General features: G+C 55.5%; 11 protein-coding genes. 3 read left to right on the forward strand and 8 right to left on the reverse strand.

Features of this window, described 5'->3' with window-relative positions; translation table 11 throughout:
* Positions 1-84: 84 nt before the first annotated feature.
* The 8 genes from odhB to sdhC are packed head-to-tail and all read right to left on the reverse strand — an operon-like array spanning position 85 to position 9,177.
* On the reverse strand, positions 85-1,470 hold the full coding sequence (gene odhB / locus BMY01_RS05730; protein WP_074745202.1) for a 2-oxoglutarate dehydrogenase complex dihydrolipoyllysine-residue succinyltransferase: 1,386 nt from the start codon (positions 1,468-1,470) through the stop codon (positions 85-87).
* Positions 1,471-1,493: 23 nt separating this feature from the next.
* Positions 1,494-4,301, reverse strand: a complete 2,808-nt coding sequence (locus tag BMY01_RS05735) for a 2-oxoglutarate dehydrogenase E1 component (RefSeq protein ID WP_074745204.1) — start codon at positions 4,299-4,301, stop codon at positions 1,494-1,496.
* Positions 4,302-4,331: 30 nt separating this feature from the next.
* Positions 4,332-5,633 (reverse strand): citrate synthase, encoded by a 1,302-nt coding sequence (gltA, locus tag BMY01_RS05740; protein WP_074745206.1) that lies wholly within the window; start codon positions 5,631-5,633, stop codon positions 4,332-4,334.
* A 50-nt stretch (positions 5,634-5,683) separates the two neighbouring features.
* Positions 5,684-5,920 (reverse strand): succinate dehydrogenase assembly factor 2, encoded by a 237-nt coding sequence (locus tag BMY01_RS05745; protein WP_074745208.1) that lies wholly within the window; start codon positions 5,918-5,920, stop codon positions 5,684-5,686.
* A gap of 8 nt (positions 5,921-5,928) precedes the next feature.
* Positions 5,929-6,624 carry a succinate dehydrogenase iron-sulfur subunit gene (locus tag BMY01_RS05750; protein ID WP_074745210.1) on the reverse strand — a complete coding sequence of 232 codons (696 nt, stop codon included), beginning with the start codon at positions 6,622-6,624 and terminating at the stop codon, positions 5,929-5,931.
* A gap of 54 nt (positions 6,625-6,678) precedes the next feature.
* Positions 6,679-8,442 (reverse strand): succinate dehydrogenase flavoprotein subunit, encoded by a 1,764-nt coding sequence (gene sdhA, locus BMY01_RS05755; RefSeq protein WP_074745212.1) that lies wholly within the window; start codon positions 8,440-8,442, stop codon positions 6,679-6,681.
* Between the two features lies 1 nt (position 8,443).
* A complete protein-coding gene (sdhD, locus tag BMY01_RS05760) occupies positions 8,444-8,806 on the reverse strand; it encodes a succinate dehydrogenase, hydrophobic membrane anchor protein (RefSeq protein WP_074745214.1) in 363 nt (120 codons plus the stop codon).
* Positions 8,800-9,177 (reverse strand): succinate dehydrogenase, cytochrome b556 subunit, encoded by a 378-nt coding sequence (gene sdhC, locus BMY01_RS05765; RefSeq protein ID WP_074745216.1) that lies wholly within the window; start codon positions 9,175-9,177, stop codon positions 8,800-8,802. The genes sdhD and sdhC overlap by 7 nt, the downstream gene beginning before the upstream one ends.
* A gap of 417 nt (positions 9,178-9,594) precedes the next feature.
* On the opposite strand from sdhC, the gene BMY01_RS05770 reads away from it, so the two are divergent.
* The 3 genes from BMY01_RS05770 to prpC are packed head-to-tail and all read left to right on the forward strand — an operon-like array spanning position 9,595 to position 12,714.
* Positions 9,595-10,578, forward strand: coding sequence for a malate dehydrogenase (locus BMY01_RS05770; RefSeq protein ID WP_074745218.1), 984 nt, complete (start codon positions 9,595-9,597; stop codon positions 10,576-10,578).
* A 29-nt stretch (positions 10,579-10,607) separates the two neighbouring features.
* A complete protein-coding gene (gene prpB, locus BMY01_RS05775) occupies positions 10,608-11,507 on the forward strand; it encodes a methylisocitrate lyase (protein WP_074745220.1) in 900 nt (299 codons plus the stop codon).
* Between the two features lie 40 nt (positions 11,508-11,547).
* On the forward strand, positions 11,548-12,714 hold the full coding sequence (prpC, locus tag BMY01_RS05780) for a bifunctional 2-methylcitrate synthase/citrate synthase (protein WP_074745222.1): 1,167 nt from the start codon (positions 11,548-11,550) through the stop codon (positions 12,712-12,714).
* The last annotated feature ends 79 nt before the right edge of the window (positions 12,715-12,793 follow it).

The following is a 12,793-nucleotide window of genomic DNA, read 5'->3' on the forward strand; positions in this document are numbered from 1 at the left end:
ATTTTCTCTTTATTGTTTACCAAGGAATACAAAAGGAATGCAAGACGCAAAGACACGACTGCGGAGACATGTGCCCGCACAGTATTAACTCTCAAGCAGGGGGCTCATGGGATATTCGAGGGCTTCCTTCATCGCTACCAGGGAAAGCACGGCTTCTCGCCCGTCTATGATGCGGTGGTCATAGGATAGCGCCAAATAGCACATCGGACGAATCACGATTTGGCCGTTTTCGACCACCGGGCGCTCCTTGGTTGCGTGAATGCCAAGAATGGCGCTCTGCGGGGGATTGATGATGGGGGTGGAAAGCATCGAACCAAAGACGCCGCCGTTGGTGATCGAAAAAGTGCCGCCGGTCAATTCCTCGATGGTCAGTTTGCCATCCTGTGCGCGGCGGCCAAAATCAGCGACCTGCCTTTCAATTTCCGCCTGCGACAAGGAATCCGCATTGCGAATGATGGGCACGACTAGCCCGCGCGCACTGCTCACCGCCATACCGATATCATAGTATTCGTGATAGACGATATCGTTGCCATCCACTGAAGCATTGACGATGGGAAATTTTTTGAGCGCCGCCACCGCCGCTTTGACAAAGAATGACATGAGACCTAGTTTGACGCCGTGCTCTTTTTCGAATTTGTCCTTGTAGCGGGCGCGCAAATCCATGATCGCCTGCATGTTGACTTCGTTGAAGGTGGTAAGAATGGCAGCGGTGGATTGCGACTGCACCAGACGCTCTGCAATGCGGGCGCGCAGGCGCGACATGGCCACTCTTTTTTCGCTGCGTTTCCCCTCAGCCTTGCCTTCGGCCATCCGAGGGGCGGGCTCAGGGGCGCGTGAAACGGGTGGGGCAGGCGGAGTGGGTGAAGTTGCCGGAGCTTGCGGAACCGCAGGAGAAGGCGAGGGGGCGATATTGGCTTCTGAGCGTTTTTGTTCTACATAAGCCGCCACGTCTTCCTTGGTGACGCGACCATCACGCCCGCTGCCTTTAATGGCGTTAATTTCTTCCAGCGTCAGATTTTCCTGTGCAGCCAGTTTTTGCGCGGCAGGCATCATTCCCGGAGTTTCCGCAGCAGTTGTGGAAGCCGGGGCAGTTGCGGAAGGCGGAGCAGCTTCTGCCCCTTTTTTGGCCGGCCTGGCTTCGGCGGCAGAAGGCGCTGCTCCGGATTCGGTTGCTTTGGACCTGGTTGGGGCTGCGGCTGAAGCTGCCTGCGTGTTACCCTCTACCGCACCTGCTTCGGTATCTATCATGGCGATGACTTCGCCGCCAGTCACCGTTGCTCCGTCTCCCTTGATGATTTTCGCCAGTGTTCCCGTAGCGGGAGCTGGCAACTCCATCACGACTTTATCGGTCTCGACGTCGATCAGATTTTCGTCACGCTCAACGTGCTCACCTTCCTTTTTATGCCAGGAAAGGAGCGTTGCCTCGGCCACTGATTCGGATAACGCGGGAACTTTGATATCGACGCGCATATTCTTCCTCTGCCTCCAGGTATTCAGATTCTTTCGCGAAACGCAGATACGATCAACTCGTTCTGCTGTTCGTTGTGTTTCATCAGATAACCCGCCGCCGGAGAGGCCGACGAGGGGCGCAGTGCATCCCCGAGGACCTGATCCGGGCGCTTGTGACGCAGCAGGTAGTGCTGGATACGGTGCCACGCACCCTGATTGCGGGGTTCTTCCTGGCACCAGAGTATATCCCTGGCCCGCGGATAGCGCTCGACCTCGGCCTGGAAATCATCATGGGGAAACGGATACAGTTGTTCGATGCGGATAATGGCGACATCCTCGACCTTGTTCTTGCGCCGATATGCCGCGAGATCAAAGTAAACCTTTCCATTGCAGGCGATCAGCCGCCGTACCTTCTTCGGATCGAGTTTCTCCACATCGGAAATGATGTTCCGGAAGCCGCCATCAACCAGATCTTCCAGGCTGGATACAGACTCCTTATGGCGTAAAAGGCTTTTCGGACTCATGATGACGAGAGGCTTTCGTAGCGGCCGCACCATCTGGCGGCGCAACAGGTGAAACATTTGAGCAGGCGTGGTTGGAACACATACCTGGATGTTGTATTGCGCACACAGTTGCAGATATCGTTCCAGCCGGGCGGAGGAATGTTCAGGTCCCTGGCCTTCATAGCCATGCGGGAGCATCATCACCAGACCGCACAAGCGACCCCATTTGGCTTGGCCCGATGCGATGAACTGGTCGATCACAACCTGGGCGCCATTCGCGAAATCGCCAAACTGCGCTTCCCACATCACCAACTCATCGGGCGTAGCGGTGGCATAGCCGTATTCGAAAGCCAGAACCGCTTCTTCGGATAATACAGAGTCGATTATCACGAAATCCGGCTGATCCGGTTTGATGTGGCGCAATGGAATATACGTCCCCTCACTCCACCTTTCACGGTTCTGGTCGTGCAGAACCGCATGACGATGAAAGAACGTTCCGCGCCCCGAGTCCTGTCCGGAAATGCGGATTGGATATCCATCATTTAACAGAGCGGCATAAGCAAGGGTTTCAGCCATGCCCCAATCCAGCGGCAGTTTTCCTTCCCCCATCAGCCGGCGATCGGAGACGATTTTTTCCACGCGTGGATGCAACTTGAATTTCGACGGGATATCGGTGAGTCGCTCTGCCAGCTTGCGAAGTTCAGCCAGGGGCAATCCGGTAGGTACTTTTGCATCCCAGGCGGTCTCTTTCAGAAACGGCGTCCAGTCCACCGCGTTGGGGGATTTATAACCGTAGACGATGGTCTTGTTGGGATTGCGCCCCGCATCCATGTCATCCCGATACGCCTTTATCAGCCGATCGGCCGTGCCGCTATCGATCACGCCTTCGGCCTCCAGCTTGTCTGCATAAAGCTTGCGCGTACCGGGATGCTGGCCGATGATCTTGTACATAAGCGGCTGGGTCACCATCGGCTCATCCTGCTCGTTGTGGCCCAGCGTGCGGTAGCAGACCATATCCACGACCACATCCTTGTGAAACTGCATGCGGAAATCGAGCGCGATTTCGGTCACCATGACGACCGCTTCCGGATCATCCCCGTTCACGTGGAAAATCGGGGCTTCGATCATCTTCGATACATCGGTGCAATAAAGCGTCGAGCGGGCATCACGGGGATCGGAGGTCGTGAAACCGATCTGATTGTTGATAATGATGTGCATCGTGCCGCCAGTGCCATAGCCCCGCGTCTGCGACAGGTTCAATGTTTCCATTACCACACCTTGGGCGGAATAGGCGGCATCGCCGTGCAACAACACAGGTAGCACCAGATCGCCATCCCTATCCTGCAAGCGGTGTTGGCGCGCACGCACCGAACCCTGGACGACCGGATCCACGATTTCGAGGTGAGAGGGGTTGAAGGCCAGGGAGAGGCCCATGATGCCGCCGGGCGTGGAAACCGCGGAGGAAAAGCCCTGGTGGTATTTGACGTCGCCTTCGGTCAGATCCTGCGCATGCTTGCCTTCAAATTCCTGGAACAGGTCGGCCGGCAGCTTGCCGAGTGTGTTGACCAATACATTGAGGCGGCCGCGGTGCGCCATGCCGATCACCAGTTGCTGCACGCCCATTTGACCTGCGCGCTGGAGCAGATTGTCCAGCAGCGGAATCATGCTCTCGCCTCCTTCGCCGGAAAATCGCTTCTGCCCCACATACCGTGTATGCAGGTACTTTTCCAGACCTTCCGCCGCGGTGAGCCGTTCCAGAATATGGCGTTTATATTCTGGTTCGAAATCGGGTTGCGCGCGCGGACCCTCGATGCGGTTCTGTATCCAGCGTTTTTGCTCGGTATCGGTGATATACATATACTCGACACCGATTTTGCCGCAGTAAGTTTGCCGCAGCGTCTGCAAAATTTCCCTGAGCGAAGCGCGAGGCGGACCAAACAACGAACCCGTGCCGAATACCATATTCATGTCAGCTTCGGCCAAGCCGTAATAGCCCGGATCGAGTTCGGGAACGTGCGGTTTATCGTAGTGCTGGAGAGGGTCGAGATCGGCATGGCGCACACCGAGGAAGCGATACGCATTTATCATTTGCAGCACGGCTATCTGCTTGCGCTCGGTGGTCAGCAGGCGTTCTTCCCGCATCGTTTCGACGCCCTGGGCAACGGTAGCAGGTCGAGCAGCGCGTTTACCCGACTCGGCCGGGACTTCCCCCCTTTGAAGCGCGTCAAAGTATTCACGCCATTCTGCTGAAACCGATAAGGGTTCCTGCAGATACGCTGCATAAAGCCCCTCCACGAAGGATGCATTGGATCCGAACAGTGGGGAATTGTCGTGTAACTGTTTCAGCATGGCCTGAAACCTCGTCGTTTGACGGTCCGCTTACAACCGGGATGCGATGGGAATGACATCGCGTGTGGCTGCACCGGTATAAAGCTGGCGTGGACGACCGATCTTGTATTCCGGATCTGCGATCATTTCGCTCCACTGGGCGACCCAGCCGACAGTGCGAGCCATAGTGAATATCGCGGTGAACATAGAAACGGGAATACCCAGCGCCCTCTGCACGATGCCGGAGTAAAAATCGACGTTGGGATAAAGTTTTTTGGAAATGAAATATTCATCTTCGAGCGCGATTTTCTCCAGCTTGAGCGCAAGCTTGAATAAACGGTCGTCGCGCAAACCCAGTTCATTCAGGACTTCGTGGCAGGTTTCACGCATCAGCGTCGCGCGCGGATCGAAGTTCCGGTATACCCGATGGCCGAATCCCATCAACCTGAAAGGATCATCCGGGTCTTTGGCGCGGGCAATGTATTCGCCAATGCGCGACTCATCGCCGATCTCTTCCAGCATGTTCAGGCAGGCTTCGTTCGCCCCGCCATGCGCCGGTCCCCACAGGCAGGCAATTCCGGCAGAAATACACGCAAACGGGTTGGCGCCGGTCGAACCGGCGAGGCGTACCGTGGAGGTGGAGGCATTCTGCTCATGGTCGGCATGCAGGATCAGGATACGGTCGAGCGCGCGTGCAAGTACCGGATTTGATCGATACTCCTCCGTGGGAGTGGCAAACATCATGTGCAGGAAGTTTTCCGCATAATTGAGGTTGTTGCGTGGATACATGAACGGCTGGCCAATATTGTACTTGTAGGCCATGGCAGTAATGGTTGGCAGCTTCGCGACCAAGCGGACGGCCGAGAGTTCACGATGAGCCGCGTCGGAAATGTCCATTGCGTCGTGATAAAAGGCGGACAATGCGCCCACCACCCCTACCATGACCGCCATGGGATGCGCGTCCCGCCTGAAACCGGTATAAAAGCGCGCCAGTTGTTCGTGCACCATCGTGTGGTCTTTGATGGTTTTGTCGAACAACGCCTTCTGGGCGATATTCGGCAGCTCTCCATTCATCAGCAGGTAGCATACTTCCATGAAATCGCACTGCTTCGCCAACTGCTCGATGGGGTAGCCGCGATAGAGCAGAATTCCCTTGTCGCCATCGATAAAAGTTATGCTGGAGCTGCTGCTGGCCGTGGACATGAAGCCTGGATCGTAGGTGAATACGCCGCCCCTCTTATAAAGGGTGCGAATGTCAACAACCTCAGGCCCCATGGTGCCTGCCAGGATCGGAAATTCAAGTGGCGGCTCACCATTACCCAGATCAAGGATTGCGTTACGTTTATGTTCCATGTCGTTTCCCACTGTTTTCCGTTATCTTGATTTACCCAGGAGATTCCTTGCTAAACTGATTGCAGCAGGCGCAATACCGGCTGCATATCTGCCTTTCCCTCGTCTTCGTCCTTCTGTACTATCATATGCCACAAGTCGGCATCCGGGAAATCCAGCAGCATTTCGAACTGCCGGATGCCTGCTTCGTCGAGCGCGGCATAGTGCTTGTCCATAAAGCGTTGCAGCACGATATCCAGTTCCAGCAATCCGCGCCGGCACCGCCAGCGTGCGCGCTCGCGTTCCTTCATTCCTTCGTTCAGATGGTTCTTTTGGTCATCATGGTCTTGATCTGGCTGATCGCTTCCATCGGATTCAAGCCTTTCGGACATACATCCGTGCAATTCATGATGGAGTGGCAGCGGAAAAGGCGGTACGGGTCTTCGAGATAATCCAGCCGCTCGGCGGTTGCCTGGTCACGGCTGTCTGCCAGAAAGCGGTACGCTTGCAGCAGGCCTGCCGGTCCCACGTATTTATCGGGATTCCACCAGAAAGAGGGGCACGCGGTAGAACAGCACGCACACAGAATGCATTCGTACAGTCCATCCAGTTCCGCCCTTTCCTCGGGAGACTGGAGCCTTTCGGTTTCCGGCGGCGGGTCGTCATTGATGAGGTAGGGTTTGATCGAGTGATACTGTTTGAAGAACTGGGTCATATCGACGATCAGGTCGCGTATCACCGGCAATCCCGGCAATGGGCGCAATTCCACCGGTTCTCTCAGGCCTTTCACTGGTGTGATGCACGCCAGCCCGTTCCGTCCGTTGATGTTCATCGCATCCGAACCGCATACGCCTTCCCGGCAGGAACGTCGCAGACTTAGACTGTCGTCCACGGTTTTTATCCGTATCAACGCATCCAGCAGCATCCTGTCCGCCGGTTCCAGCGTGATTTCGTAGTCCTGCATATAAGGCTTTTCGTCCTTGTCTGGATCGAAGCGGTAGATCGAGAATTTCATGATTTCATTCCGGTTTAGCCTGGAGCAATATGTGCTTCCAACAGGTTCGTGTTTCTAATAAGTTCGTGCCTTCGGTGGAAAGGATTCGACTGTCAAGGGCTTCAGTCGTACTGGCTTGTAATCGAGTCGCCGGTCTTCGCTGAAATACAATGTGTGTTTGAGCCACTTGTCGTCGTCACGATGGGGAAAGTCATCCCGCGCATGGGCGCCCCGGCTTTCCTTACGGGCTTGAGCCGAAACCATCGTTGCCACGGCGACTTCGGCCAGATTATCGAGTTCCAGCGCTTCTACCCGCGCGGTATTGAACACCCGGCTTTTATCCCTGATCTCGGTATTTTTGACACGCTCCGCCACTTCCGAGATTTTATCGACCCCTTGCTTGAGCAAATCTGCAAAACGGAATACGCCGCAATGCGCCTGCATGGTCTTGCGCAGCATATCCCCTACCTGCGCCACGTTCTCGCCGTCCTTCTGGGAATCCAGCCGCGCCAGTCGTGCGAGCGCCTTGTCCGCCGCATCTCCGGGTAAATGTTTATGATGGGTATTCCTTTTCAAGTCTTCGATGATCTGGTTGCCTGCAGCGCGACCGAATACCAGTATATCGAGCAGCGAATTGGTTCCCAGGCGATTGGCGCCATGCACGGATACGCACGCGCACTCACCCACGGCATAGAATCCCTGCACGACTTCCTCAGGCCCTGTTTTATAGGGCGCCACTACCTGACCATGAAAATTCGTCGGAATTCCTCCCATCATGTAATGTGCGGTGGGGACTACCGGGATGGGCTCGCGAACCGGGTCTGCGTGAGCAAACTTTATGGCAATTTCGCGTATGCCGGGCAGCCGTGCCTTGATGACGTCCTCTCCCAGATGATCCAGCTTTAGCAGCAGATGATCAGCGTCCCTGCCGCATGCGCGCCCTTCCTTGATTTCCGTCGTCATCGCGCGCGAGACGACATCGCGACTGGCAAGGTCTTTCGCATGCGGGGCATAGCGCTCCATGAAACGCTCCCCGTCCTTATTGAGCAGGTAGCCGCCTTCCCCGCGCACCGCCTCGCTGATAAGGATTCCTACACCATATACTCCCGTCGGGTGAAACTGCCAGAATTCCATGTCCTGTAACGGCACGCCCGCGCGCGCCGCCATCGCCAGACCGTCGCCAGTGTTGATGAAAGCATTGGTGCTGGCACTGAATATCCGTGCTCCCCCGCCGGTTGCAAACAATGTCGCTCTTGCCTGCAGGATCATGACCTCGCCGGTTTCGATGTCGAGCGCTGAGACGCCCAACACATCACCATGCTCATCACGAATAAGATCGAGCCCCATCCATTCGACAAAAAACTGGGTATTTGCCCGCACATTGCGCTGATAAAGCGTGTGCAGCATGGCATGACCAGTGCGGTCAGCAACGGCACATGAACGCGTTGCCTGTGCGCCGCCGAAATTCTGCGATTGCCCCCCGAAAGGACGTTGGTAAATTTTTCCGTTTTCCAGTCGGTCGAAGGGCATGCCGTAATGTTCGAGTTCATATACCACTTCGCTTGCCTGGCGGCACATGAATTCGATCGCATCCTGGTCGCCGAGATAATCGGAACCTTTTACCGTGTCGTACATGTGCCAGTGCCAGTTGTCTTCGGTAACGTTTCCGAGCGCCGCGGCAATGCCGCCCTGGGCGGCAACCGTATGGGAGCGGGTGGGGAAAACCTTGGACAGTACGGCCACCTTGAGGCCCGCTTCCGACAATTGCAGCGCTGCGCGCATCCCGCCGCCGCCCGCGCCAACGATGACCGCATCGAATTTTCGCCGTGCTACTGTCACGCTATCCTTCACCTATCCAGAGAATTTCCACGGACCAGATGGCATAAGACAGCAGTGACAGTATGACCAGTATTTCCAGAATAAGGCGAATACCAGCAGCATGAATGTAATCCATCAGTATGTTGCGCATTCCGATCCATGCATGCCAGAACAGGCTCAGAAGAAACAGGAAGGATGCTACCCGCATCCACTGGTTATCGAACAGCGTCTTGAAGGATGCGTAGTCCTGCGGAGGGGAAACCAGTAGCACTCCTGCCAGCATCAGGGTATAGATGGCCATTACCGCGGCGGTGACGCGTTGCGCCAGCCAGTCGCGAAGACCATAATGTGCGCCGGTTACCGCCCGTACTGGACGCTTTACCATATCACAGCGCCGGTCAACAGGGTGAGAACGATTCCCGCTCCCACAACCACTTTGCTGCTTAGCCGCGCCTGCTCAAGTTTTACGCCGTAATGCAGATCCAGCGCAAGATAACGGATTCCTGCGCAGAAATGATGTACGAAGACCCACAGCGCCAGTATCAGTCCGAACTTTGCCACTGGATTGTTCAGGAAGGATTGAAACTGGGCGTAGCCTTCCGGGGAACCCAGCGCCATATCGAGACCGCAAAGGACGAGAGGAATACCGGGAAAGAACAGCAGCGCCCCGCTGATGCGGTGCAGGATCGATATCACTGCGGGCAGGGGCTGCCGGATTTTCAGCAGATCAAGATATTTGGGACGCTTTTTTGGCAATTTCGATCCCGCTGTTGTCGCCGTTGTTATTGTTACAAGGTGATCAAGTTGAGGCTGCGATTAAGTTTAGACCGTTATTGCAGGGGATACAACCACGCGACCATCAAGGAGCATACTGCGCTTTCCGCTTTCCGGCGCGGGGGAAGATACTTCGAATGCTGAACCGAAATTGACAAACTGAAATTGACAACCTATGGAGAATGTTTTTATAGTCCCGGTTTCTTTGCTCCTGTTCAATGTGCTCAATGCACCTGGAGCAGATTGTAGGGGCAGTTCCCGAAGTATTGTCCGCCAAACTTATCCATCTGGGAGGTGCGATCATTTTTCCGCTCCTCTGTCTGGTCCGGCTCGTTACAGCCTGAAGGACGCAATGGAAAATTACTACTCGGTAGTATATCTACAGGAGCATAAGAAAAAATGAAGACTCCCATTCGTGTCGCCATAACCGGCGCTGCCGGCCAGATAGCTTACAGTCTCTTGTTTCGTATCGCGGCGGGCGACATGCTTGGCGAGGATCAGCCTGTCATTCTGCAATTGCTGGATATTCCTCAATCGTTGTCTTCCTTGAAAGGTGTTGTCATGGAACTGGACGACTGTGCCTTTCCATTACTGACGGGCATCACAGTTACCGACGACCCCAAAACAGCTTTTCGCGACACAAATATCGCCATGCTGGTTGGTGCCCGCCCGCGCACCAAGGGTATGGAACGCAAGGATCTGCTGGAAGCAAACGGTACGATATTCCGTGCGCAGGGGAAGGCGCTCGACGAGGTTGCCGGGCGCGATGTGAAAGTCCTGGTGGTGGGGAATCCTGCCAATACCAATGCCTATATCACGATGAAAAATGCGCCGAGCTTGAAGCCGAGCAACTTCTCGTCGATGATGCGGCTGGACCACAACCGCGCCGTGTTCCAGCTTGCCGCCAAGGTTGGCCACCCGGTTTCCAGTGTGAGAAAGATGATCGTATGGGGCAATCACTCCTCAGCCCAATATCCCGATTTGAGTCATGCCGAGGTGAACGGCCATAATGCCGCCGACCTCGTCAATGACACGGCATGGATAGAAACCGGTTTCATTCCTGTAATACAGAAGCGCGGCATGGAGGTGATCGAGGCGCGTGGTTCTTCGAGTGCGGCCAGCGCAGCAAACGCCGCAATATGCCACATGCGTGACTGGATTTCCGGCACTCCCGAAGGTGACTGGGTATCCATGGGTATTCCTTCGGATGGAAGCTACGGCATCCCGAAAGGGGTTATCTATGGTTATCCCGTGACCTGCCAGAGCGGCGAATACAAGATCGTGCCCGACCTGGAAATAAGCGAGTTCAGCAGGATGAAGATGCAGGCGAGCTACCGGGAATTAATGGGAGAGCGGGAGTCGATAAAGCATCTGCTTGGATAAGCCGCACTCCCGTCTTCGTTTCTCCTTTCATGCCTGCCTCTGCCGGTTCCCGTTTTCGCGCAGCGCTTGACGCGGAAATGCCCCTGCAGATCGCGGGTTGCATCAATGCATATGCCGCTCGCATGGCGGAGCATGTCGGCTTCAGGGCACTGTATCTCTCGGGTGGGGGGGTGGCTGCGGCATCTCTCGGAGTACCCGATCTTGCCATTTCCACCCTTGATGATGTGCTGGTCGACGTACGGCGCATTACCGATATCACGGACCTGCCGTTGTTGGTGGACGCGGATACCGGTTTTGGCGGTGTTCTCAATATCGGCCGTACTGTGAAGTCATTGATAAAAGCCGGGGCCGGCGCACTCCATATCGAAGATCAGGTGCAGATCAAGCGTTGCGGTCACCTTCCAGGTAAGGCCGTGGTCAGTGAAATGGAAATGGTGGAACGGATTGGCGCTGCGGTGGATGCAAGAATCGATCCCGCTTTCGTCATCATGGCGCGTACGGATGCACTCTCGGTGGAGGGACTGCAAGCCGCCATTGATCGGGCCTGTGCTTATGTGGAGGCGGGTGCGGACATGATCTTCCCCGAAGCCGTGGCTGACCTGCAAACCTACCGGCTGTTTGCGGCAGCGGTCAAGGTGCCCATTCTGGCCAACATCACGGAATTCGGCGCAACTCCCCTCTACACAGTCGAGGAGTTGGCCCAGGCAGATGTTTCCCTGGTGCTTTATCCGCTTTCCGCATTTCGCGCCATGAGTGCCGCTGCGTTGAATGTATATCGAATAATACGCGCGGAAGGCTCGCAAAAAAGCGCGCTCCCGAGCATGCAGACCCGTGCCGAGTTGTACGAATTTCTCGACTACCCTGCTTATGACGAGAAACTGAATCTTCTGTTCAAGCCCGAAAAACCGGAAGAACCTGAAAATGAATAAACCTGAAAATGAATAAACCTGAAAATGAATAAACCTGAAAATGAATAAACCTGATGGAAGCACTGTGAGAATTGCGCCGAAGGCGAAGAAGTCTGTCGTATTGTCCGGGGTACTGGCTGGCAATACGGCCATTTGCAGTGTCGGCCGAACAGGGAACGACCTGCATTATCGCGGCTATGACATTCTGGATATCGCGGAAAGCAGTGAATTTGAAGAAATTGCCTACCTGCTGGTGTACGAAAAGCTGCCGACGGTGGCCGAGCTCGCCGCCTACAAGGAGAAACTGGAAAAGCTGCGCGATCTGCCGGCCAGGGTGAAAACCCTGCTGGAGACGATACCCCGAAGCGCTCATCCCATGGATGTGTTGCGCACAGGGGTTTCCGCGCTGGGTACGGTGCTGCCGGAAGCAGAGATACACACAGTGGAGGGTGCGCGGGATATCGCGGACCGGCTGCTGGCCTCCATGGGCTCCATGCTGCTGTACTGGTACCACTATTCGCATCACGACCGCCGCATCGGACTGGAGTCAGATGACGATTCCATTGGCGGCCATTTTTTGCACCTCCTACACGGCAAGCCACCCCCCCCATCCTGGGTAAAGGCAATGCACGCCTCCCTGATCCTGTATGCCGAGCATGAGTTCAATGCATCCACCTTTACCGCTCGGGTGATTGCAGGGACGGAATCGGATTTCTACTCCGCCATAACCGGTGCTATCGGTGCGTTGCGTGGCCGCAAACACGGAGGTGCCAATGAGGTTGCATTTGACATCCAGACACGCTATGGCAGCCCGGATGAGGCCGAGGCAGACGTCCGCCGCCGAGTGGCGAACAAGGAGATCATCACTGGTTTCGGCCATCCGGTATATACCACCGGCGATCCGCGCAACCGGGTAATCCGTGAAGTGGCAAGGAAACTGTCTGCCGAGGCAGGAGATATGCAGATGTTCAACGTGGCCGAAAGACTGGAAACGGTGATGTGGAGTATCAAGAAAATGTTCCCCAACCTGGACTGGTACTCCGCCGTGGGTTATCACATGATGGGCATTCCCACTGCCATGTTTACCCCGCTGTTTGCAATTGCCCGCACCAGCGGCTGGGCAGCGCACATCATCGAGCAGCGGATAGACGGAAAGATTATTCGGCCTTCGGCGAATTACATCGGGCCGGAGGAGCGGAAGTTTGTGCCGATTGATGTGCGCAAATAGCTGCTAGGTAAAGCAGATCAGTGAAGATTTAACTTTATAGATATGGACGACTTCGAAATCCAAAATATTCTTAGCGTAA

This window comes from Nitrosospira multiformis (assembly GCF_900110185.1).
GTDB lineage: Bacteria > Pseudomonadota > Gammaproteobacteria > Burkholderiales > Nitrosomonadaceae > Nitrosospira > Nitrosospira multiformis_A.

What these genes read in the sequence shown, in the direction of transcription:
- odhB (WP_074745202.1), bottom strand. Translation starts at nt 1,470, where the DNA reads ATGCGCGTCGATATCAAAGTTCCCGCGTTATCCGAATCAGTGGCCGAG.
- BMY01_RS05735 (WP_074745204.1), bottom strand. Translation starts at nt 4,301, where the DNA reads ATGCTGAAACAGTTACACGACAATTCCCCACTGTTCGGATCCAATGCA.
- gltA (WP_074745206.1), bottom strand. Translation starts at nt 5,633, where the DNA reads ATGGAACATAAACGTAACGCAATCCTTGATCTGGGTAATGGTGAGCCG.
- BMY01_RS05745 (WP_074745208.1), bottom strand. Translation starts at nt 5,920, where the DNA reads ATGAAGGAACGCGAGCGCGCACGCTGGCGGTGCCGGCGCGGATTGCTG.
- BMY01_RS05750 (WP_074745210.1), bottom strand. Translation starts at nt 6,624, where the DNA reads ATGAAATTCTCGATCTACCGCTTCGATCCAGACAAGGACGAAAAGCCT.
- sdhD (WP_074745214.1), bottom strand. Translation starts at nt 8,806, where the DNA reads ATGGTAAAGCGTCCAGTACGGGCGGTAACCGGCGCACATTATGGTCTT.
- BMY01_RS05770 (WP_074745218.1), top strand. Translation starts at nt 9,595, where the DNA reads ATGAAGACTCCCATTCGTGTCGCCATAACCGGCGCTGCCGGCCAGATA.
- prpB (WP_074745220.1), top strand. Translation starts at nt 10,608, where the DNA reads ATGCCTGCCTCTGCCGGTTCCCGTTTTCGCGCAGCGCTTGACGCGGAA.
- prpC (WP_074745222.1), top strand. Translation starts at nt 11,548, where the DNA reads ATGAATAAACCTGATGGAAGCACTGTGAGAATTGCGCCGAAGGCGAAG.